The 22778-nt window shown below is 46.9% G+C and carries 23 protein-coding genes; 12 read left to right on the top strand and 11 right to left on the bottom strand.

Features of this window, described 5'->3' with window-relative positions:
- Positions 1–18: 18 nt before the first annotated feature.
- Genes chlG through petP form a run of 3 tightly spaced genes read right to left on the bottom strand, consistent with a single transcriptional unit; the run spans position 19 to position 2513 of the window.
- On the bottom strand, positions 19–1056 hold the full coding sequence (chlG, locus tag AB3R30_RS02015; RefSeq protein ID WP_458647467.1) for a chlorophyll synthase ChlG: 1038 nt from the start codon (positions 1054–1056) through the stop codon (positions 19–21).
- A gap of 44 nt (positions 1057–1100) precedes the next feature.
- Positions 1101–2198 (bottom strand): Get3/ArsA fold putative tail anchor-mediating ATPase NosAFP, encoded by a 1098-nt coding sequence (locus AB3R30_RS02010; protein ID WP_458647466.1) that lies wholly within the window; start codon positions 2196–2198, stop codon positions 1101–1103.
- A gap of 33 nt (positions 2199–2231) precedes the next feature.
- On the bottom strand, positions 2232–2513 hold the full coding sequence (gene petP, locus AB3R30_RS02005; protein WP_458647465.1) for a cytochrome b6f subunit PetP: 282 nt from the start codon (positions 2511–2513) through the stop codon (positions 2232–2234).
- 32 nt (positions 2514–2545) lie between these two features.
- Between petP and hisF the strand changes: the two genes are divergently transcribed.
- Positions 2546–3316, top strand: coding sequence for an imidazole glycerol phosphate synthase subunit HisF (gene hisF / locus AB3R30_RS02000; RefSeq protein ID WP_458647464.1), 771 nt, complete (start codon positions 2546–2548; stop codon positions 3314–3316).
- Between the two features lie 195 nt (positions 3317–3511).
- Here the strand turns inward: hisF and pdeM are convergent, their stop codons facing one another.
- Positions 3512–4162: a ligase-associated DNA damage response endonuclease PdeM gene (gene pdeM / locus AB3R30_RS01995; RefSeq protein ID WP_458647463.1), complete on the bottom strand. Its 651-nt coding sequence runs from the start codon at positions 4160–4162 to the stop codon at positions 3512–3514.
- Positions 4163–4263: 101 nt separating this feature from the next.
- Here pdeM and AB3R30_RS01990 point away from each other — a divergent pair, with 101 nt between their 5' ends.
- The 5 genes from AB3R30_RS01990 to AB3R30_RS01970 all read left to right on the top strand — a co-directional run bounded on the left by AB3R30_RS01990 (position 4264) and on the right by AB3R30_RS01970 (position 9140).
- On the top strand, positions 4264–4566 hold the full coding sequence (locus AB3R30_RS01990; RefSeq protein ID WP_458647462.1) for a DUF3593 domain-containing protein: 303 nt from the start codon (positions 4264–4266) through the stop codon (positions 4564–4566).
- A 37-nt stretch (positions 4567–4603) separates the two neighbouring features.
- Complete coding sequence (locus AB3R30_RS01985) at positions 4604–5422, top strand: tetratricopeptide repeat protein (RefSeq protein WP_458647461.1); 819 nt, start codon at positions 4604–4606, stop codon at positions 5420–5422.
- 84 nt (positions 5423–5506) lie between these two features.
- Positions 5507–7159, top strand: coding sequence for an ABC1 kinase family protein (locus tag AB3R30_RS01980; RefSeq protein WP_458647460.1), 1653 nt, complete (start codon positions 5507–5509; stop codon positions 7157–7159).
- A gap of 139 nt (positions 7160–7298) precedes the next feature.
- Positions 7299–8507 (top strand): glutathione S-transferase family protein, encoded by a 1209-nt coding sequence (locus AB3R30_RS01975; protein ID WP_458647459.1) that lies wholly within the window; start codon positions 7299–7301, stop codon positions 8505–8507.
- A 231-nt stretch (positions 8508–8738) separates the two neighbouring features.
- The gene (locus AB3R30_RS01970) at positions 8739–9140 is read left to right on the top strand and encodes a fasciclin domain-containing protein (protein ID WP_458647458.1); all 402 of its coding nucleotides are present in this window, start codon (positions 8739–8741) and stop codon (positions 9138–9140) included.
- Positions 9141–9478: 338 nt separating this feature from the next.
- Here the strand turns inward: AB3R30_RS01970 and AB3R30_RS01965 are convergent, their stop codons facing one another.
- From AB3R30_RS01965 to AB3R30_RS01955, 3 genes are all read right to left on the bottom strand, one after another.
- On the bottom strand, positions 9479–9706 hold the full coding sequence (locus AB3R30_RS01965; RefSeq protein ID WP_458647457.1) for a DUF3134 family protein: 228 nt from the start codon (positions 9704–9706) through the stop codon (positions 9479–9481).
- A gap of 308 nt (positions 9707–10014) precedes the next feature.
- The gene (locus AB3R30_RS01960) at positions 10015–10593 is read right to left on the bottom strand and encodes an HdeD family acid-resistance protein (protein WP_458647456.1); all 579 of its coding nucleotides are present in this window, start codon (positions 10591–10593) and stop codon (positions 10015–10017) included.
- A 282-nt stretch (positions 10594–10875) separates the two neighbouring features.
- Positions 10876–11241: a hypothetical protein gene (locus AB3R30_RS01955; RefSeq protein ID WP_458647455.1), complete on the bottom strand. Its 366-nt coding sequence runs from the start codon at positions 11239–11241 to the stop codon at positions 10876–10878.
- Positions 11242–11554: 313 nt separating this feature from the next.
- Between AB3R30_RS01955 and AB3R30_RS01950 the strand changes: the two genes are divergently transcribed.
- The gene (locus AB3R30_RS01950; RefSeq protein WP_458647454.1) at positions 11555–11911 is read left to right on the top strand and encodes a hypothetical protein; all 357 of its coding nucleotides are present in this window, start codon (positions 11555–11557) and stop codon (positions 11909–11911) included.
- An 82-nt stretch (positions 11912–11993) separates the two neighbouring features.
- Here AB3R30_RS01950 and crtO read toward each other — a convergent pair whose 3' ends face one another.
- Entirely contained in the window at positions 11994–13700 is a 1707-nt protein-coding gene (gene crtO, locus AB3R30_RS01945) for a beta-carotene ketolase CrtO (protein ID WP_458647453.1), read from the bottom strand.
- A 173-nt stretch (positions 13701–13873) separates the two neighbouring features.
- On the bottom strand, positions 13874–14074 hold the full coding sequence (locus AB3R30_RS01940) for a chlorophyll a/b-binding protein (RefSeq protein ID WP_458647452.1): 201 nt from the start codon (positions 14072–14074) through the stop codon (positions 13874–13876).
- A gap of 669 nt (positions 14075–14743) precedes the next feature.
- Between AB3R30_RS01940 and fusA the strand changes: the two genes are divergently transcribed.
- From fusA to add, 3 genes are all read left to right on the top strand, one after another.
- Positions 14744–16828, top strand: coding sequence for an elongation factor G (gene fusA, locus AB3R30_RS01935; protein ID WP_458647451.1), 2085 nt, complete (start codon positions 14744–14746; stop codon positions 16826–16828).
- A gap of 181 nt (positions 16829–17009) precedes the next feature.
- Positions 17010–17381 carry a DUF6464 family protein gene (locus tag AB3R30_RS01930; protein ID WP_458647450.1) on the top strand — a complete coding sequence of 124 codons (372 nt, stop codon included), beginning with the start codon at positions 17010–17012 and terminating at the stop codon, positions 17379–17381.
- A gap of 70 nt (positions 17382–17451) precedes the next feature.
- A complete protein-coding gene (add, locus tag AB3R30_RS01925) occupies positions 17452–18471 on the top strand; it encodes an adenosine deaminase (protein WP_458647449.1) in 1020 nt (339 codons plus the stop codon).
- Positions 18472–18514: 43 nt separating this feature from the next.
- Here add and AB3R30_RS01920 read toward each other — a convergent pair whose 3' ends face one another.
- Positions 18515–19294, bottom strand: coding sequence for a DUF1350 family protein (locus AB3R30_RS01920; RefSeq protein ID WP_458647448.1), 780 nt, complete (start codon positions 19292–19294; stop codon positions 18515–18517).
- 143 nt (positions 19295–19437) lie between these two features.
- Positions 19438–19980 (bottom strand): hypothetical protein, encoded by a 543-nt coding sequence (locus AB3R30_RS01915; protein WP_458647447.1) that lies wholly within the window; start codon positions 19978–19980, stop codon positions 19438–19440.
- Between the two features lie 52 nt (positions 19981–20032).
- On the opposite strand from AB3R30_RS01915, the gene sbcD reads away from it, so the two are divergent.
- Positions 20033–21397, top strand: a complete 1365-nt coding sequence (gene sbcD, locus AB3R30_RS01910) for an exonuclease subunit SbcD (RefSeq protein WP_458647446.1) — start codon at positions 20033–20035, stop codon at positions 21395–21397.
- Between the two features lie 302 nt (positions 21398–21699).
- Complete coding sequence (locus AB3R30_RS01905; RefSeq protein WP_458647445.1) at positions 21700–22590, top strand: RnfABCDGE type electron transport complex subunit D; 891 nt, start codon at positions 21700–21702, stop codon at positions 22588–22590.
- Positions 22591–22778 lie beyond the last annotated feature (188 nt).

Below are 22778 nucleotides of genomic sequence, written 5' to 3'. Positions count from 1 at the left end.
ACTTGATGATACCAAAAATTAAGCGGTTATTAAATTAATTGAATGACCGAGGGCGATCGCTGCTACCAGCATTCCTAAAACGAGAAATGGTTGAGCGCTAGCTTGATATTTAACATCGTTTTCTAAGGGATTGCGAAGAAAATACATATCTTGGAATGTGATTTGGGGGATGATCAGCAACATTAGGATAGCAGCATATAAATTCTGATCAATATAAATCAGGTAGGCGGCAACGCCAGCTTGAAATAGGTCAATCATTAAGACACAAATCCAAGCAGCAGTGTCAACACCAAACATCACCGGCAGAGATTGCAAGCCCAGTTGGCGATCGCCCTCCACGCTTTTAAAGTCGTTGACGACGGCAATTCCCAACCCTGCCAAACTATAAAACAAGGTTAACACCATAATCGTGGGGGTCAATTGACCAAATAGCGCTTGTCCTGCCCACCACGGCAGCGCAATATAGCTAGCACCCAAGGCATAGTTGCCCAACCAGCCATTCTTTTTTAGCTTCAGCGGGGGCGCAGAATAAATGTAGGACAGGAAAGAGCCTCCCAGCGCCAGCACCGTCAGGATCGGGAAAGAATGCCCCGCCCATCGGTCGAGCGCATAGGCAACCCCAATACCTGCGACTAAGAGAACCAAAATCTGAGTGACGACTTGGGGAATAGAAATCGCACCGGAGGGAATGGGGCGATAGGGTTCATTAATGGCATCAATCTCGCGATCGTAGAAATCGTTCATGGTTTGGGTATAACCCGCCAGTAGCGGACCTGACATCAACATGCAGGCGGCGGCAATCAAGACATTTTCTAGCGACCAGGTATAGTTCCCCGATGAAGCGGCTCCACACACCACACCCCAAATGAGCGGAATCCAGGTGATCGGCTTCATTAACTGGAGGCGAATCTTCCAAATAGAGGTTTCTCCCGCCTGAGCGCCTTTCATGCCCAAAAGCTGACGAGTTTTACTATTGCGATTGCTTCCGAGCGTCGTTTCATCGATCGCCGGAATCGAGGGTTCTAGCGGAGATGGGAATGGGTTCGAGTCAGCCATACTGATTCAGGATAGGTGAGAAGGTGAACAAGCAGAAGGATGGGCTAAAACGAAATGATTAAAAAGCCATCTTGAAACTTGGCTCCAGCGACAGGCTTACCGCTAAGTTCGGGCGGCAAAGAGATATTACGCCGCTGATCACCTGCTTCGATCGTAATTTCAGGTCCATACTGGGTTAGCTTAACCTGCTTGCGATCGAATCCTGGCAAGAACAGACTCACTTTGCGTTCTGCAATATTCACGGCAATCGGGCGCGGAGCTTGGGTTGCCTGGTCAAAATTGGGCAGAGCCTCAATCAAGGGTTGCCAACTAGAACTAGGCTGATTAGAGACAGAGGTGGCGGACAACGGCTCAAACTGAGAGGCGATCGCGCTGGTGTCTTCCGCCCGATTCACAATCACTCCACCTACAGTTACTCCGGCTTGCTGCGCCGCACCCCAAAGATACTTTGCCGTGGCAACAGCCGCCTCATCCGGTGTGGTGATTAAGTAAGCTGCAATACGGTTTGGGTCGGCAAGAGCAGCTTTTCCCTGCTCAAACAACTGATTCATTTGCTGCGTCGCGGGTTGATCAAATACATCGCCCGACCAACTCACATTTAGCACGGCAGCGGCGATCGGCTGCAAAAAGGGCGACACCGTGCGACCCAAATCGGAATTGGCAAACACCTGCCGGAAGCGCCGAGTATACCAACTCAAGCTTTCGGGCATTCCCAAGAGGCGTAACGTGGCTTGATCGCCTGCGCCATCAAACACAATCACGTCGTATTTGCCGCCCTCCTCATATTCTCGGATGGCATTCAGCACTAAAGCACCATCCATTCCTGGTAAAACGCTGAGTTCTTGCCCATACACTTCTTTAAAGAATGGCGTTCGCAGATATTGAGCTTCCAGCTTTTTAAGTTCTTCCCAACTGCGCTCCAGCAAAACTGCGGCTTGAAGCTGCACTGCGTCCAAATTGGGTTCTAGCGTCGTGGGTTCTGCGTCTAAAGACGAGCCGATTAATAGTGCAGCGGCAGGTCCCGCATCTTGGGTGGCAAATAGCACACGCTTTCCTTGCCCAGCCAAACGCTTTGCTGCCGCGATCGCGATCGTGGTTCGCCCTACGCCGCCTTTTCCTAAAAACGTCAAGATCAAAGCCATCGATTCCTTAGCTCACAAAAGACAAAGCAATCCCTAGGCTAGCTCAATTTCATCTTCAAAAAACCAGGTAGAAAACTTATCATCAAATTGAACCAGCCAACCCACGCCGCTCCCGTCTGTCATTTTGTAATCTTGAATGATGCCAATTTGACCGAGTTTATTCACAATTTCGCCACTGACGCGATCGCGCAAGCGGCGCACACGAACTTTCTGACCGACTTCCATGCCAACTCCGAAGGATAAATCAAACACCAGTTTATCAGCGTCTTGCGATCGATTTAGCCAGTCAACCCACCAATTACCGTTAAAATTCAAAGGACTTAATTTCTAGGGGCACACTCATCGTCATGTTGGCAAAACGAATTCTGCCCTGTTTAGATGTAAAAGCGGGGCGCGTGGTTAAAGGAGTGAACTTTGTCAATTTGCGGGATGCGGGTGACCCCGTGGAACTTGCCCAAATTTACAATCAAGCAGGAGCCGATGAGCTAGTTTTTCTGGATATTACCGCCACCCATGAAGACCGAAACATTATTTTTGATGTGGTCTATCGCACTGCCGAGCAAGTTTTTATTCCGCTAACGGTTGGTGGTGGCATCCAAAGCTTAGAAACGATTAAACAATTGTTAAGAGCCGGTGCCGATAAAGTTAGCATTAACTCTGCCGCCGTGCGAGATCCTAGTTTGATTGACCGGGCTAGCGATCGCTTTGGTAATCAATGTATTGTGGTGGCGATCGATGCTCGTCGTCGCAGTGATTCCACGAATCCAGGCTGGGATGTTTTTGTGAGAGGCGGACGAGAAAATACTGGGCTAGACGCGATCGCCTGGGCAGTGGAATTAGCAAAACGGGGCGCGGGCGAACTGTTGGTGACTAGCATGGATGCGGATGGAACCCAAGCTGGCTATGACTTAGCGCTCACTCGTGCCATTGCAGACCGGGTGGAAATTCCAGTGATTGCCTCTGGGGGCGCAGGCACCTGTGAACATATTTTTGCAGCGCTGACCGAAGGCAAAGCTGAAGCTGCGTTACTTGCCTCTTTGCTGCATTATGGGCAACTGAGCGTTGAACAAATTAAGTCTTATTTAATGGAACGCCATATTCCTGTCCGATTCCCGTAATAATTTCGGACAGTTTTTGTAAAAATGCTAAAAACCCTTGCCACGCCATCAATTTTGACCCTCACCCTAAATCCCTGTCATGGGATTCTGCCAATAGAGGGCACATAACTCCACCAAGGCAAGCGGGAATGCCTCCCAGGACTTACGCAAGAGTCATTTGAACAGATGGATGCTTTAGCCGCACATCAGGTGAGGTTAGCCGTGGATGGTAACCACGCGATCGCCTGCGATTACATATGCCCTGGAGTGGCGTGTTAATGGCATCTCATAACCTCCAGTGAACTCTCCAAACGAGGGCAAAATTAGTATATTTTGAGCCTGGTCTACATAAAAGCAGGGCAATCGCAAATTATCGAGTTTGCTTTTTATCCGGATACAAGGATGCACATGACCGCAAATATTGAGATAACCCGACTGCGGACTCGGTTCATGGCTTAGCACCACATTCTCAACCTGAATGGGTGTTGTGATGCACTGGATTGAAAGCTGCTGAAGAGTTGAAATAAGGGCGCGATCGTGGTTGCCCAGAATCAACGTTACATCGACTTGAGTAGCGGCTAAAAACTGAAACCAGCACTCCAAAACCTCATCTACTAATGCAAGCTTGGAGTGGAATAAATCACCTAAGATAAACAGTGTTTCGGGCTGAAATGTTTCGCATAGTGTTTGGAGTCGCTGGAGCGTTGCCTGATTCACTTGATTGGAAACAGGAATTCCGGTAGCCTGAAACGTTTCTGACTTGCCTAAATGCACATCCGATACTAATAAGCTGTTGGCATCACTGAGATAAATCGCTTTGTCTGATAAAAGCGTTAGCTTGACACCTGATAGTTCGATCGCTGCCATGCAAAACTTCCACGCAAAAACTACATTTCATCACCTTATATCCATCACCCATCACTCATTCCCCCATTACAATAAGAAAATCGTTCATTGCGCGATCGCCCATGCCGCCTAAAGAAACCCTGTTTGCCCTGTCGCTGTTTCCCTACCTGGGATTTCTTTGGTTTATGACCCGTTCCAGCCAAACTCCACGCCTAGCACTGATTGGGTTTTACATGCTGTTAGTGTTTGTTGCAGTGACCATTCCGGCTGGAATTTACGCCAAAGCCGCCTATGGCAAAGAGTTGGCAAATGTAGATTGGTTGCACGGCGGCGCAGAGTTTTTTCTCACGTTGTCTAATATTTTGGTGGTGTTGGGTTTTCGGCAGGCGATCGCCGATCATCGCGCTATCCCAAAAAATGAATAATCCACTTCAAAACACGTTTGCATGAGAGTTGATTATTATGGGTTCCTCAATTGTCGTAAATAGCGAAAACTTTGCAACCGAAGTGTTGGAGAAATCCAACGAACAGATTGTCATTGTTGATTTTTTCGCTCAGTGGTGTGGTCCTTGCCAACTCCTCAAGCCTATCCTAGAAAAACTGGTGCAGGAGTATGATTTTGTGCTGGCAAAAGTAGACATTGATGAAAATCCTGACTTAGCACAAACCTATAGTGTGCAAGGCGTACCCGATGTCCGAATCGTGGTGGATGGCACCGTAAACGAAGGCTTTGTGGGTGCATTAGCCGAACCTGAACTGCGGCAACTATTGGCACAGTTAAACATCACTTCTACTTTAGATGCATTGATGCAGCAAGTATATGACGCAGCCGCAAGCAATCAACTTAGCACTGCCGAATCATTGCTGAATGCTTTATTGGAGCAACATCCTAACAATCGTGGAGTGATCTTAGAAGCCATCAATTTTTACATCGAAACAAACCAACTAGAACGAGCACAAACTCTTTTAGCCATAATTGAACATGAAAAAGAATACGCATCTCAAATCAAATTACTGAAAGCGCTGATCTTTTTTAAGCAAATTGCCACAGAACCTGAAACCGCAGGCGATCGCGATCGCCTGTTTCAAACAGCGGCAAATCAGGTCTTAACCGATGACCATCAAGCCGCCCTCGATACTTTATTAGAACTGCTCAGCCGCGATCGGGCTTACCGGGACGATGGTGCCCGTAAAGCGATGCTGGCAGTATTCGACCTATTAGGCAATGACCATGCGTTAACCAAGGAATATCGCAAAAAATTGATGTTAGCGTTGTATTGAAGGCGAATGTTCAACAATGATTAATCCTTGCTAGTGTTGAGGGGTGCCCATTAAAGCTCCTGACTCCTAAACCTAGCTCTCCTCATGTTTTTACGTCTTGCCAAGACCAGTTCCCGCCAGCGAGATATTGCCGAAGTTGTCTTCCGCAATGGGTGGGGCTACATGCGTCGGTTGCTCGCTGGCACCAAAGCCGAAGAACCCCAACTGCCTCCCCCTGCTGTATTGCGAAACATTTTGACGGAACTAGGTCCCGTCTACGTCAAACTAGGACAATTGCTGAGTACTCGCCCCGATCTGCTGCCCCCCGAATATCTCAAAGAACTTACAGCCCTGCAAGCTGAAGTCCCTCCCGTTGCGTGGCAAGAGATAGAAGCACTGCTGCGGCAGGAAGTACGCGATCCGTTAGAAGAGGTGTTTGCGACCATCAATCCTGAAGCAGTTGCGGCTGGCTCGATCGCCCAAACCCATCGCGCTACCCTGGCAGACGGGCGTGAGGTTGCCCTCAAGGTGCAGCGCCCCGGCATTGATATCACCATTGAGCAGGATATTACGCTGATTCGCAGTGTGGCAGAACTCGCCTCTCTAACCAAAGTAGGGCAATACTATGATTTGAAAGCCTTGGCAAACGAGTTTGCTACCGCGCTCCGAGGGGAACTCAATTTTTCCCGTGAGGCGGAGTGTACCGATCAACTGCGGCGAAACTTTGCAGGCAGCCGATGGTTTGACAGCGATCGCCTAGTGGTGCCCGAAATCTACTGGGATTTGACCACCGATAAACTGCTGGTGATGGAATGGCTCGATGGTGTGCCGCTGCTAAATGGGGATTTTCAAGGCATCGGCTATGACGGCGATCGCAAAGCAGAAGAACAGGCGATCGTCACCCTGCTAATTCGCGCCTTTTTTCAGCAGATTTATATTGATGGCTTCTTTCATGCCGATCCGCATCCTGGCAACCTGTTTTATCTCAATGATGGACGAGTGGCGCTATTAGACAGCGGCATGGTAGGACGGCTTGATCCTCGCACCCAGCAAGCCCTCACCGAAATGATGCTGGCGATCGTCAATCTAGATGCCCAGCGCTGCGCTCAACTGACTCTCCAGTTAGCGGAACCGATCGAACCCGTTAATATGGCGCGGCTAGAAGCAGACTACGATCGCCTATTGCGTCGTTACTATAACCTCAACCTCAACCAGATTAGCTTCAGCCAGCTATTTTATGAAATCCTCCAGCGCGCCCGGTCTAATAATCTGCGAGTTCCCGGCAATATGGGGCTTTATGCTAAAACTCTGGCAAATTTAGAAGGCGTTGCCCGCACGTTAGATCCTGAATTTAACCTGACGGAACAAATTAAACCCCTAATGACTGATTTGTTTCAGCGGCAGCTTGTGGGAGAAGCGCCCATGCAAGCGTTATTACGAACAGCGCTGGACTTGAAAAGTTTGGGGTTGCAGTCTCCCCGCCAAGTTGAAATGCTGCTCGATCGCGTGACCTCCGAAACCCTCCAGTGGAAGCTTGACATCCGAGATTTAGACCTGCTCCGCCGCAGCATTGATGATTCCGCGAATCGGCTTTCCTTCAGCATTGTCGTAGGTTCAATGATCATGGGTGCAGCACTCATCCTGGCAAACGATCGCACCGGGCGGCTTTTTTGGCTCAGCAGCACGTTGTTCATCACCGCTAGCTTCCTCGGCTTGTGGCTGATCGTCAGCATCCTGCGATCGGGACGGCTCCGGTAACCCCCCTGAAAGTTGATTCAGTGACCACATTAATTCATTGATCACATTAATCAATTGTTGTCGCGATCGCCTCAATAGATTTCTCAATCATGCACGCTAAAAGAAGACCCTCATGCACTTAAATCCTCACGCCACTCCTATGAGCACTTCCCCTTTAAACTGGACAGAACTAGAAGCTCTGGCAAAAAACTACCAAGTTGATACCATCAATGGTGCAACCAATGCTCAAGCTGAGTTACGTTTGTTTGGTCATCCCGAATCCGATATTCGAGTGACGCTGTATCGCGATAACCATGCCTGGTGCCCTTACTGTCAAAAAATCTGGTTGTGGCTGGAGGAAAAGCAAATCCCCTATCGCATTGAGAAAGTAACCATGTTCTGTTATGGGCAGAAAGAAAGTTGGTATAAGCGCAAGGTGCCATCGGGAATGCTGCCTGCCATTGAGCTAGACGATCGCATCATTACAGAAAGCGATGACATTTTGATCGCGCTGGAACAGGTGTTTGGTTCTCTTGATTTAGGCATGACAGACCCAAAGGTGATGCCACTTAGACAGTTAGAGCGCTTGTTATTCCGAGCTTGGTGCGCTTGGCTATGTTACCCATCCGGCTCATCTCGACAAGAGCAAGAGAACCGCGCTCAATTTACCGCGATCGTGGCACGGGTTGAAACTGCCCTAAGCCGTACTCCCGGAGCTTATTTTCTGGAGGAGTTTGGCACGGCTGATGTCATTTTCACTCCCTACGTTGAGCGGATGAATGCCAGCCTTTATTACTACAAGGGCTACTCGTTGCGAGAGGAAAACCCGCGTTTATCTGATTGGTTTGATGCCATGGAAAGCCGACCAACCTATCGCGGCACTCAAAGCGATTTTCATACTCATGTGCATGATTTGCCGCCCCAAATGGGAGGCTGTTTTGAAAACGGCGAACCTCAAATGCAAATCAACAAGCAACGAGTGGATAATGGACCTTGGTTTGGGTTGCCTGATGTCACTTATCCAGAACCCGAAACGGCTCGTGTTGAGGCTCTTCATCGTGTGATAAAACACCGCAACAATATTATTCGGGTCAATCCTGCGGACGATCGCCTATTTGATGAAGCGTTACGATGTGCCTTGACCTTAATGATGACGGGTGAACTCTGTATGCCTCCAGCCGGATCAGATAGTGCATTGCGATATTTGCGCGATCGCGTTAATGTTCCTCGCGATATGTCGATCTATGCTGCCAAACATTTAAGAGAATCTCTGGAAAAAACCGCTGCCCTAGTGGGCGATCGCCAAAGCACTCCCCTCTCCACAAATCACCGCCGTGATCAAGATCCGGCAAACTTTGCTAGACCTTGACGGGCTAGATGCTAAGCGGAGTTAATGCACATTTCTGATCACAACTACAACCATCGCTGGGTTTATATCTTGGCTAGTTAAAAAATTTCTGGACAGTTTAAACTACTACTTTCGACATAAATATCAACTGAAACAGAGTCTCAAACATAAAGCTGTCATACTGATAGATGTTAACGATCATTAATAAATAAATGGTTTTGTTAACAACAACCCACACACAAGGTAAGACACATGGCTGATATCGTTGATACTGCTGTTAGCGCCGGTTCTTTCAGCACATTAGTTGCTGCCGTTAAAGCTGCTGGTTTGGTCGAAACCCTTAAAGGTGCAGGTCCATTCACAGTCTTCGCGCCCACGGACGAAGCATTTGCTAAATTGCCCGCAGGCACAGTCGATGGACTACTCAAAGACATCCCTCAACTCAAGAAAATCCTGACCTATCATGTCGTATCTGGCAAGGTCATGGCGGCTGATGTCACAAGCCTGAAATCGGCTAAAACCGTTGAAGGTTCAGAGATCAAGATTGATGCTTCCAATGGCGTGAAGATTAATAATTCTACAGTTACAACGGCTGATGTAGCGGCTGACAATGGTGTTATCCACATTATTGATACTGTGCTAATGCCCGCATAATGCAAAGTCCCCAAGAATAGCAGTTGCTATTCTTGGGGACTCTTCTCAAAGCTGACAAGCGATCGCGTTTCGTAGAAACAAGCAGGATTCAATATCTACAGTAGAAAGCTTTAGCCCATTAAATCACTAGATTGAAGGTCCATCATGCCTTTTGGGATCTTTCTTTTGTTTTTTAGTTCCATCAGATTCCGCTTTTGGCTTTTTGGATTCTTTATTACTTTTCTTTTCTTTTGACACATTAGTTCTCCACTCAATTTTTTCAACTTAATTAGTTTTTTAGATTTAGTAATTCTGGTTAGGTTTTTCAATCAGAGTCAACATACCAAATCTATCCGCAATTACTCTTCGTTATCTTCCTCATCTTCTAGACTGGGAATTTCTGGTTCTAGAAAATCATCTAGCTCCTCTGAAGTCTTATATTCTTGAAATTCACCAATTTCATAGGGCTTCAATCTATTAGTGCTTTCTAACCAGCCAAGAAGAGTTTCCTGGGCTATTTTGGGAGCAACTTTCATCGGTTGATTCCGGGGTTCTTCACTCAGCGAAGGATTGTGACAGATAATCATAAGTATGAGCTTTTCTTTTATAGGATGGAAACGTTTAAAGTGTTCAAGTCGAAACCTGTCAACTAGATGACCTGCTTTTGAGTTCAAATTATGAATACTTTTCACAATGTTCGTAGTACCATCATAGTTGATTTAAATAGGTGATTGATATCCTATGTACAATAGCAATCAGCTAAACCTATATACCTCAAGGTTATTGCAAGTAAAAATAGAAGGAATAAATTATATTTTTATAAGCAAACAAGGACATTTATAGAAATGCCCTTGTCAAAAACTGAAACTACAGTGTGAATTACCCTTTGATATTTCTAAGCTTCAACATCAGCAGAAGTTAGAATAGAGCGTCCTCCTAGAGACAGCATGACTCGTGAGATGCCTGTAAACAGAATGCTAACCCCAACTAAAGTGCCAATTACCCAAGGTGCATTGAGGGGCCACTGCGCCCAAATCATGCCACCCAAAACGAGTGTAATAATGGCATTTCCTAGAAGATACAACCAGTTTTTTTGAGGACGTACTTTGAACGCCATAATCAATTCAAATACACCTTCAGTTAGTAGAAAGCTACCTAGCAGCAAAGTCAAAGATAAAACGCCTGTTCTTGGAGTGACTAACAGCATTATGCCTGTTGCGATGTAAAGAACACCGAGTAAAATCTGCCAGACAAATCCTTGGCTAGAACGGTTTTGAAAGCCATAAGCTATTTTGGCTCCACCTGCGGTAATTAAAAATAGAGCAATCCATGTTTCTGCAAAAATGGTGGAAAGACCAGGAAGAGCGATCGCGATTGCACCCAATATAACTAGCAAAATGCCCATACCAAGAGAACGATTACTAGTAGATTGAGACTCAGGTTTTGGAGAGTTTGAAGAAATGTTAGTAGTCATGATAACGGGTAATTTTACTAAACTTTCTACTAGCCTACAAAACCCTTTTTAGAGAAAGCAGCACCCGGAGATAGATCTATAGAATATTGTCTAAGAAAGGTACGTATTCCGACTAGGCAAGTAGCTTTTAGTCAAAGTAAATGAGAATTTAAATAAAAACTCGCTTACCCTAAATCTAGGTCAAGCGAGATAAAACTCTGTTTTTTGACAAGATATCTAATGACAAGATATCTAAGCAAAAAAGTACTAGGCAGTAAAGGTTGTAGAAACACGGCTAAGCGCTTACCACCAGATTCGATCGCCATTTTCATCAGTTCGGGCAAGTCGAATCATATCAGATATTTTTTTAGCATCTTTAACATGGTGAAGTGCCTGCTGGGTTCCATCTGGCATATTGAATACAAAGTAAGTCGGTACAACAATGTGATCGCCTGTAATATCAGGTGCATCGACAGCAACTTGCTTGGCTTTTTCCTCCAATGTTTTTGTATTATCAATGCGATCGCCCGGGTTCATAGTAAGGGGCGCATCTGCTCGACGAATTTCTTCTTTTTGGGCGCGCTTTTGAGCAGGATCAACTTCTTCTGGAGTTAAAGGCTGTCGAATCTCCTTAAACTCATGATTGGATGTTGTCTCTTCGTAAGCCATGATTAAAGCCTTGAATTCATTTCCCCAATAGTAGTAATAAATAAACTCTAAAGCGTCTCTCGGAAGAACCAGCTATTGGGCGAAATGAGCCATCAAAAGTAGTGCTTAAATATGAACAGTCTATTTCCAAAGGAAGTCTCTCGAAAGACATAGAATAAAAGAGATAGTTAGGTATTTTTATAGATGTTACCACTTTTGCCAAGTGAGCATATCTCTACAAAAAATGGGTGTAAACCCGTCAGAGAAGGCAGTTGAGAGGATTGTACAAACTTTATAATAGAACTATAGCGCAAAAGCAAGTAGTAGAAGCAGTATGAAAGTACAATCATCGATGTTAGTACATCTAGGATTTGGTAAGTATGTACGATCAGATCATATTACCGCATTGATCCCGGTTGAAGCAGAACGAGGTCCAGGTCGGCGAACCTTTGTGTATGTGGACGGACAGTCTGATCCAGTAATTGCAGCTAGAACTGAGGACACTATTGTTCGAGACATGGTGCAAGAACCTCGCGAGGTAATTCAATCTCGACAACAGCAAGATGTATTACAAGATCTGCTACAAGATTTGACCAAGGTAAATCCTACTGTCCGTCGCATTAGCCGAGATGAAGGTGGACTGGATCTAGAGCAGTTGGAACGTAGAATTCGCCAGGTACTAGAAGATTAGGCGGCTACTAGGGGCGTTTCTACGCCCCAATAGTTTTAACTCAATCGTTGAACGACTTGAATAGGGACTAGCTTTTCAATATCTAACTGCCAAATATTGATGAAGCTGTTGATTTTATTGAATCTCCAACTTCTTTAAGAGTTTGGGCGATCGGGCGTTGAGTATGAAGAAACACCCGGGCACAGTTACGACCCGGCATCCCAGAGATAGAACCGCCTGGATGAGTTCCTGCTCCTGTCAAAAATAGACCTTCAATCGGTGTTTTATAGTTTGCTAATTCAGGCAATGGGCGGAAAAATACCATCTGTTCTAAACTCATGTCGATGTGATAGTAGTTTCCTTTCAAAGCACCCAGTCGTTCACCTAACTCGGCTGGACTTTCTACCTGACGGGCAATGACAGCATTTTTAACATTAGGTGCATAGTCTGCTAGCTTGTCGATAACGCGATCGGCAACTTTATTTTTTAATTCATCCGTCCAACCAGTGCCATATAACCCAGTGCCTTCAGCATTTTCAATTTGATAGGGTGCAAAAAATTCAATCCAAAGTGTGTGTTTTCCTTCAGGAGCCATGGACGGATCAAGCATCGTTGGCATTACTACATATATTGATGGATCAGCATCTGGAATTCTGCCAATACTCGGATCGCTATGAGCAATTTCTACATGCTTCACAGAGTCAGCAATTAATACGGAGCCAATCAAATACTCATCTTGATGATTGTGATGCTCGAATCGCAGCGGTTCTGACAGCGCACAATCAATTTTGAGAATTGTTTCATTGTTGTTGACAATGCGTCGCTCCAGACGTTCCCGCACCTGTGCATCCGCTTTATCTACATCAGTTTCATCAATCAAATGTAGGAAAAGCCGCTTTGCGTCAATATTAGAAATAACGCCATTAGCTGCACGATATTCAGTTCCTCCTTTAACTCGCACGCCTACCGCACGTCCATTATCAATCAACACTTTTTCAACGGATTGATCAGTTAATACTGTTCCACCCAAGCTAGTCACTAAATTTAGCAACGCCTGTACTAAAGCACCCGTACCACCACGAGGACGCGCCATACCGGGATCATGCCGCATTGCCATCATTAAGGCACCGATCGCCAACGTTTTTTGGCTGGGCGGCGCACCTAATTCAGAAGCTAACCGAGCTAGAGGTGCTTTGAGAAACTCAGAATCAAAATACTCGTTTAAGCTATCCTCGGCACTCGATAACATAGTGCGAATCAGATCCAAGGTTCCATTAGGTGAACCCATCACAGAAAGTAAATCTTTCAGCTTGGGAACATCATAATTTCCCACAATATCAACCACTGATTTAGGTGGCGCATTAAATATAGGAATGATACCTTTCAACATCCGCTGCCAAAAATCTACAAACTCTGCATATTTTTGAGCGTCTCTTTCACTAAACCGCGCAATTTCAGCACAGGTTTTGTCAATAGAACGATGAGCTAAAAAGTAGCGACCATCGGGATGAGGACAAAATACTGTGGTATCGCAGTACAGATACTCCAAACCGTACTTAGTTAGCTCTAGTTCTTCAACAACCGGTCCCAAGTGGATAAACTCATGGTCGATCGCACACCGATTAAAATTAAAGCCTGGTGCTTCCTCCGGCATCAGTTCTTCTGTGGTTGCCCCACCACCCGGCACAGAGCGCTTTTCTAATAGCAAAACACTGTAGCCTTCCTTCAACAAATAGGCTGCACACACCAAGCCATTGTGTCCAGCGCCAATAATGATGACATCGAATAATTGCGTTTTTGTACTACTCATTTGTATCGCTCAAATAAACGTCTTAGTAGCTCAAGTAACATCAGTAACAAATCAAAAATCAAGTTGAAACATCAAAAAAGCTAACTACTTTAAGCATCTACATCTACATGAAGACCAATTAAAGTAGTTAGCTATTAAGCATGGGGGTTACGAAGAATGAGCAACAATTGCCCTTAAGAAAAGAGGTGGAAAATATTGCGGACAACACTATAACCAGCAATGTCCCAACCCAAATAAGCCACAAAACCAAGCATGGCAAGCCGACCATTCCAGATTTCAGCTTGAGGGGTAAAACCAAACAAGAAAGCATTACGGTCTTTGCCGTTATAGGCGTTAGCAACGGGAGGTACAGCGTTAGGAGTCCGAGTTTCCATGATTAATCTCCTGAATAGTAAAGTTTTACGAACATGCATTTACATTAGTCAGTGCTGCTAAAGATAAAATCTGTCTCTAGTGATAGATCGTTATTGCAATGGTGCTAAGCGCGGCACATAGTTCTAAGGCTCATAAAGTTAGAGAAGTTGCCCAATTCATCAAACTGCAACTCAATTTTTTAGTGAAAGTAAAATGTTTATTCTGCTCCAAACTTTGCCGTGAAACCCGTCGCACAGGGTTCATCATTTTGGCTATGATGGGATAAGTTGATGGATCTGTCCTAAAGTTAAGAGCAACCCAAGCAAAAATAGCAATGTTTGTCTTTAAGTAGGATTTCTACTAAGCCTAGAAAAGTAGTCCACTAAGCAAACTAAATTTCAAAAATGACTGAAATAAGAATTGTAAAGATGAAAAGGATGCAGATAGCGTGGTTAAGACAGAAGCCTTTTGTCAAGATAGGCAGAAGATTTGCGCTATCCACCTTAATCTCTTTGATTGCGCCATCATAACAATTTACAATTAGAAATGTTGTTAGAACACGGCACAAGGATTTTTTGATCTTCTGCACGACAAACCTCGCTTAAATAGGCGAAAGCAGCACGACTCCCCTTGGGTAACGCTTGAAGGTGGTCATCAACAGTTTGTTGCATTCAATCTAGAGAACAATTATGAAAGACCTCACTCGCTATCGCAATATTGGCATCTTCGCCCACGTAGATGCAGGCAAAACGACTACAACTGAAAGAATCTTGAAGTTAACTGGCAAGATTCACAAAATTGGTGAGGTTCACGAAGGCGCGGCAACAACAGACTTCATGGAGCAAGAGCAGGAGCGCGGGATTACGATCCAATCGGCGGCGACGACCTGTTTTTGGAATGACCACCAGCTAAATATTATTGATACCCCAGGACACGTAGACTTTACGATCGAAGTCTATCGATCGCTAAAAGTACTCGATGGTGGTGTTGGCGTATTTTGTGCATCGGGTGGGGTTGAGCCGCAATCCGAAACAAACTGGCGTTATGCCAACGACTCTGAAGTGGCGCGGATTATTTATATCAATAAGCTCGATCGCACTGGGGCTGATTATTACCGCGTTGTGAAGCAAGTTGAAACGGTGCTTGCCGCAAAACCATTAGTCATGGTGCTGCCCATTGGCGTTGAAGAGCAGTTTGCTGGTGTGGTTGATCTGCTCACCCGTAAAGCTTGGGTGTGGGACAACTCCGGCGATCCCATGAGCTATGAGATCAAAGACGTTCCCGCTGACATGAAAGATGATGTGGAAGAATGGCGGGAGAAGCTGATCGAGCTAGCGGTAGAGCAAGACGATACCTTGATGGAGAAATACCTGGAAGGGGAAGAGTTAACCATTGAAGAAATTCAATATTGCATTCGCAAGGGCACTCGTGATCTTGCCTTCTTCCCCACTTATTGCGGCTCGTCGTTTAAAAACAAGGGTGTGCAGTTGGTGTTAAACGCGGTGGTTGACTATTTGCCCAACCCAATGGAAGTCAAGCCTCAGCCAGAAGTGGATTTGGAAGGCGAGGAAACAGGCACTTTTGCGATCGTTGATCCAGAAAAACCACTGCGGGCACTTGCGTTCAAAATTATGGACGATCGCTTTGGCGCGTTGACCTTTACCCGTCTCTATTCAGGCACGTTGGCAAAGGGCGACACGATTCTCAATACTGCCACAGGTAAAACGGAGCGGGTTAGCCGATTGGTTGAAATGCACGCCAACTCCCGCGAAGAAATCGATTCGGCGCAGGCAGGCGATATTATTGCGATCGTCGGAATGAAAAACGTGCAAACGGGACACACCCTCTGCGATCCCAAAAATCCTGCGACGTTGGAGCCGATGGTTTTTCCTGACCCCGTGATCTCCATTGCTGTCAAGCCGAAAACCAAAGGGGGCGACGAAAAGATGGCAATGGCACTGATCAAAATGGTTCAAGAAGATCCTTCTTTCCATATGGTCACCGATGAAGAGAGCGGCGAAACCATCTTGAAAGGGATGGGCGAACTGCACTTAGATATCAAGGTCGATATTCTCAAGCGGACACACGGCATTGAAGTGGAAGTAGGCAAGCCTCAAGTGGCGTATCGTGAATCTATCACCAAGCGATTGGAAGATAGTTATACCCACAAGAAGCAATCCGGTGGTTCTGGTCAATATGCCAAAATTGACTATGTGATTGAACCGGGCGAACCTACTACTGGCTTTCAGTTTGAATCAAAAGTGGTGGGGGGAAGTGTTCCTAGAGAATATTGGCCCGCGGTTGAAAAAGGATTTGAGAGCAGCATTGGTAAGGGCGTGTTGGCTGGGTTCCCCTGTGTAGACTTGAAGTTTACTTTACTGGCTGGCGGATTTCACCCGGTTGACTCGTCCGCGATCGCCTTTGAAATTGCAGCAAAAGCTGCCTATCGCCAAACGATCCCCAAAGCTGGACCTCAACTGCTTGAGCCGATCATGAACGTCGATGTGTTCACCCCGGATGACTACATGGGCGATGTCATTGGTGATCTTAACCGTCGTCGCGGCATGATGAAATCTCAGGAAACAGGTGGTATGGGTGCCCGGATTAAAGCGGATGTGCCTCTGAGTGAAATGTTTGGCTACATTGGCGATCTCCGCACCATGACCTCTGGACGGGGGCAGTTTTCCATGTCCTTCTCTCACTATGCTCCTTGCCCTAGCAACGTGGCGGAAGAAGTGATTAAGGAAGCGAAAGAGCGTCAGGCTGCTTCATAGTCTAGTTTCAATGAATATCAGCGATCGCATCAGTTTTGAATTGACCGCGATCGCTGATTTTTTATGAGTAGACTGCTAAATTAAATGCATGTGTTTTGGGCAACTATCTCGCCCTATAATTTTGGTTGAATCACGAGATTCAAGCGCAGCGTGAATTCTATCCTCTTTCTCATTCGCTTCTATGGAGTTGAATTCTCCGCTTACAGAAATCATCTTGAATCAGTCTTGTTCTACCCTCTGCCGCCTTCACTTAGATTGGACACCTGAACCGGGTGCTTATCTAGAAATTGAAGGACAAACTTATTTGGTTTTAGAACGCAGACATCGCTACCAGCTTAAATCAGGGCGCTATCAACTGCATCAAATCGCGCTCTATGTGCAAACCTCTTCGGTGCCAACCGAACGAAGCTTGATAGAAGGGCGCTGGGTGATTGGCGATCGCACCTGTTTGTATAATGCTCATTCTGAAATCCTTCGGTGTGCGATCGCTCCCACTGGTCCCTGCGATCGTTGTCCTCACTACCAACCCCGCAAAAAGCCCTCTTTACTTTAGTCATGCGTTCGGTCTATTAATGTCGATCGCTTGCTACAGTAAACAATTACTAAACTGAGGTTCCTAAATAATGGATCACAAGTTGGCTAAGCGACTGCAAGCCATGCCCAAAGTGGAGATTCATGTTCATCTGATTGGTGCGATCGCGTCTGAAATCGTCTATCAAATGGCGCAAAAAAATCGGGTTGAATTACCCGTTAACTCGCTAGAAGAGTGGAAGTCGTTTTATCAATTCCATGATTTGGCGCATTTTGTGGAAGTTTATGCCATCGCGAGTCAATGTATTCAAACGCCGGAAGATTACGGGCTAATCGTCGAGCAATTTCTGAAGCACCAATCAGCGCAAAATATTTTGTACAGCGAAGTCCATTTTGGAACATTGCTCCACCTCAATAAATTTTCGGATGATGAATTATTTCAAGCTTTGGAGACTGGAGCCAGAACGGGTGAAATCAAGTATGGTAGCCGCGTCAAGTTTATTGCAGGAATTTCCCGCCACCAACCGCATTTGCAAAATCGAGCGTTGGACTGTGCCCTGCGTGGCAAAGAAAAAGGGGAGATCGTTGGCTTAGGGCTTGCCGGAGTAGAGACAGGTTACCCACCGGAAGATTTTACCGAAACGTTTACAGAAGCAAAGCGACAGGGGTTACGAGTGGTTGCCCATGCGGGTGAAACAGACGGCGCACAAAGTGTTTGGGGTGCATTAAAGAATTTGCAAGCTGAACGAATTGGTCACGGAATTCGCTGCTTAGATGATGAGGCTCTGGTTGAGGAACTCCGTGTTTTACAAATCCCACTTGAAGTTTCTCCTCAAAGCAACTACTGTCTCGGAGTGGTGCCACGATCTCATCCTCATCCCATTCGGCAAATGATCGATGCGGGTCTTTATTGCACGCTCAATTCTGATGATCCACCCATGTTCAACACTAATCTGACGAATGAGTACCTAACATTGGCGGCTCAGGGCTTTTCCTGGGAAGAACTGTGGCAATTGAATCTGAATACACTTGAAGCCACATTTTTGAGTGAAACCGAAAAAGCGGCATACCGCATCCGATGGCAAGATTTTTTGCGGAAACCTTCCCTTTAACCTCGTTAGGGATGACATCACATCAGGTGCCTGCTGCCAAACCTTAGTCATGCATTCTGCACCTCAATTTAGAGAGAAAGTCGATCGCCAGTGGTTCTAACTGCCGCAGGGCGATCGGGTCTAGCCATTGATGTAAATTTGGGTTTAGCACCACATCTTCTAGCCGAATGCCAATCGGTTCTCGATGTCCACCGGGAATTTCAGCCCAGGGAAAATAAGTACCTTGGCGGTTTTGCAATTCCTGAATTAACCAGGCGACATCGCTGTAATCGTCTGCATCATCTTTGTTCCCCGCAATATCATCCTGATCAAAGGAAATTAGCGCCGTCAAGTTAAACAGGCGACTGTCGCAAATCAATCGTTGCGTCTCATTGCGGGTTGGCGTGACACCCAGATGATAGCGATCGAGCAAATCGGCAAGCATTGGGATGGGCAACGCATCGCGGGTATCTGAAATATCAGGAGCCATCAATAAACTGGGCTGATTCATAATCTTACCTTTGGCTTCCAGCAAAGCGATGTATTTGCATCCCAGGCTATGCCCCACCCACAGGTGAGGAATTTCGGGTGGATAGGCAAGCTCTGCGCGAATGAAGTCCCGTTCTGCCAACAGGCGCTCCGCGATCGCGGCATGATTCAATCCCATGGGAAACGGCACTGCAATCACGGTGTATCCAGCATTGTGCAAGCAGCTTAAAAAGTAGGAATAAGTAAGATGGGGCAACGTGCCATACAGTGCCCCGCCAATGAATTCAACAACCCCAATCGGGTCTGGATGGTTGGCAACCCAACTATGGGCGATCGGCTGAAAGTGAGTAGACATGGTTTTTGGGGTAATAGGCTATGCGATATACAGTCAATTTGTCTCCACCCAGCCTTCTTTCAAGGAGAAGAGCCTTTAAATAGTTCCAGTTCCCTCTCCCAGTGGGAGAGGGCTAGGGTGAGGGTTAGCTTTTGAGTCACTGGCTAGAACTTGATGATTGCGCCAGGATTGGCGGTTGGCAGCGTGTAGGACTGTTGGTCAAGATCATCAAACGGAGGAGCCGCCGGAATGAAGGTGCCGCGAATTTGAGGGGTGACCAAAATTTCCGCAGTCTTATTGGCAGAAAAGGGCGATAGGCTCAACTCCACATAACCCCGCACTTCCAGGTTTGCCACCTCTAAACTGGCTGTGTTCGGGGCTACTTGGCTCAAATCCGGTTGCAGAATCACTAGAGCCGTCACGCCAGAGGGCAACGTTAGCTGTTGGCTGGGCTTACCCGTCACTGGGTCAGGCACGAGATCGCTAAAAATGTTGCCTGCGCCTACGTCAACAATGGCAACCAATTCATCGTTGTTTAATCCGGGAGTGGCAGTAAACTGAACGGATAGCGCTACATCCGCATCTCCCACTGGGTTCAGGTTCGAGAGTGTCAAAAAGTAAGCCTGCACTACTCTGCGAGCAACGGCTGGGTCAAAGGGAGGAGGCGCGATCGGTTTAACTAACAGTTCAAAAGAGGAAACGAACATCGCTGAAATCCTTATCAAATTGGGGACTTCTCTAGCAAAACACCGTTAAGCAGTGCGCCGCAGTCCCCGCACGGGTAGTATTGAGAAAGTTGTTTGCAACCGCGATCGCGCCTGCTCCATGATCAAAATTCTGCATCTTTCCGATATTCATATGGGCAGTGGTTTTGTCCACGGGCGGGTTAATCCTGAAACAGGCTTGAATACACGCTTGGAGGATTTTGTCCAGACTTTGGGACGCTGCATCGATCGCGCCCTTGCCGAACCCGTCGATCTCGTGCTGTTTGGCGGGGATGCCTTCCCTGATGCCACACCACCGCCCTATGTGCAACAAGCCTTTGCCAGCCAGTTTCGCCGTCTTGCCGATGCCAATATTCCAACGGTGTTACTGATTGGCAATCACGATCAGCATTCTCAAGGACAAGGGGGCGCGAGTTTATGCATTTATCGCACCTTGGGCGTACCCGGTTTTGTGGTGGGCGATCGCCTGGAAACCCATCGCATCACGACCCAAAATGGCAATATTCAGGTGATTACCCTCCCTTGGCTAACGCGATCGACTCTGCTCACTCGCCCCGATGCCGAAGGATTGTCTATGGGAGACGTAAATCAACTGCTGGGAGATCGCCTGCGGGTGGCATTAGAAGGGGAGATCCGCCAATTAGATGCCACCATTCCCACCGTGCTGCTGGCCCATGCCATGCTCGATACCGCCATGGTTGGAGCCGAACGCTTTTTGGCAGTAGGCAAAGGCTTCACCATTCCCATGTCGCTGATTGCCCGTCCCTGTTTTGACTATGTGGCGCTTGGACATGTCCATCGTCATCAAGTGCTGTGTGAGCAACCGCCAATTGTCTATCCCGGCAGCATCGAACGAGTTGATTTTAGTGAGGAAAAAGAGGATAAAGGCTATGTGCTGGTGCATCTGGAAAAAGGCAGCGCCCAGTTTGAGTTTTGCCCAGTGCCAGTGCGTTCTTTCCGGACGATCGCCGTGGATGTGTCGAAGTCAGACGATCCCCAGTTGACGCTATTAAAAGCCTTGCCGCCCGATCGCATTCAAGATGCCGTAGTGCGTTTGGTCTATCAGTTTCGGGCTGACCAGCTTGAGCAAATTGACGCGAATGAATTGCAGAACGCATTGGCGATCGCTCACAGCTACACCATTCACCCCGAAGTCATTAGTCAATTAGCGCGCCCTCGCCTACCCGAACTAGGGGCTAGCAACACGCTTGATCCAATGGATGCCCTAAAAACCTACCTGGCAAGCCGCGATGATTTGCAACCGATCGCGATCGATGTTATCGAAGCAGCACAGGGGCTACTTTCTGCGGAAGTCGTCAACTGGGCAGACTTAGAGGAGCGAGATGAACCAGCACTAGAGCCAGTAGAATCTCAGCAAACTCAGTTGAGGCTGCTGTAAAAATCCCTTGTGTTTTATCTGCGATCTTGCACCAATCTCAGCGGCGACCTAGACTAAATCTCGGTTTGCTTAACTGGGGTGAGATCGGTCTATCGCTCAGTTCTCAAGATACAAGGGTGAGGGCTTTTGAAAAAAGTCGCACATCGCATGTGTTTCAAGTAGAGCAGACTTCAGATACGGCAAAAGGAAATAGGTTTTCTGATATTCACTCTGTTACTGGAACTGTAACAACTCTCCTATTCAACTTCTAGTCGAGGCATACTGGCGGACAACTAAAGCAGATCCCCAATGTAGATTCCCCGATGCAGATAGCCCAACCGCCGATGTTTCGTGATGCTCGACTTTATCAAATTTTATTTTTGTCCTTTTTCCTGCTGTTAGGCATTGGGACTCGCGATTGGACACTGCACGCGGAAATAGTAGCAACCGCGATCGCCACCTGTCTAATCACCCAATGGATCTGGTCATTGCGCTCCACCCCTCCACCCCTCCACCCCTCCCTCCCCTCCGCCCTAATCACCGCATTAGGACTCAGCATGTTGCTCCGAACCGAACACATCAGCACCATGATGCTGGCTGCCGTAATTGCAATTTCTAGCAAATTTCTACTGAAGGTAAATGGCAAACATTTGTTTAACCCAACCAATATTGGCATTGTGGCGGCGGTGCTGCTGACCCACGATGCCTGGATTTCACCCGGTCAGTGGGGCGAATCAAGTTGGTATACTCTGCTGTTTTTGGGCACCGGTGGGGTCGTGGTGCAGCGGGTCGGGCGCTGGGATACCACGGGCGCATTTTTGGGTAGCTATGCTCTGCTCGAACTGGGGCGTAACCTGTGGCTGGGTTGGACAGGGGATGTGTTACTGCATCGTCTCACTAGCGGTTCATTGCTGGTGTTTTCCCTGTTTATGATTACCGATCCCCGCACAATTCCCAATGCTCGTGTGGCGCGGCTCGTGTGGGCAGCCGCGATCGCCCTACTTGCCTTCCTTCTTCGTAACGTCTACTTTGTGCCCACTGCTGTCTTTTGGTCACTGTTCGCCCTTGCCCCGCTCAGCGCCATCTTAGATCTCATTTGGGCAAGCCCCCAATTCACTTGGCAGCCAGAAGAAAACAGCGAACCCCCAGAAAACAAGGAAACAGAAAAAACAGAGCCAGAAAAGAAAAACTATCTTTTAGCCCCCAACTCCTAGCCCCCAACTCAAAACTCAAAATATTCCTTACAGGAACGCTACGCGAACAAAACTCTTAGCTCCCAACTCCCAACTCAAAACTCAAAACTCAAAACTCAAAACTCTTAAATCCCAACTCCTAGCCCCCAACTCAAAACTCAAAATATTCCTTACAGGAACGCTACGCGAACAAAACTCTTAGCTCCCAA

It is taken from the genome of Sivoneniella epilithica UHCC 1019 (assembly GCF_040830845.1).
GTDB lineage: Bacteria > Cyanobacteriota > Cyanobacteriia > Leptolyngbyales > Leptolyngbyaceae > ULC077BIN1.
This window is presented reverse-complemented; position numbering and strand designations above follow the sequence as displayed.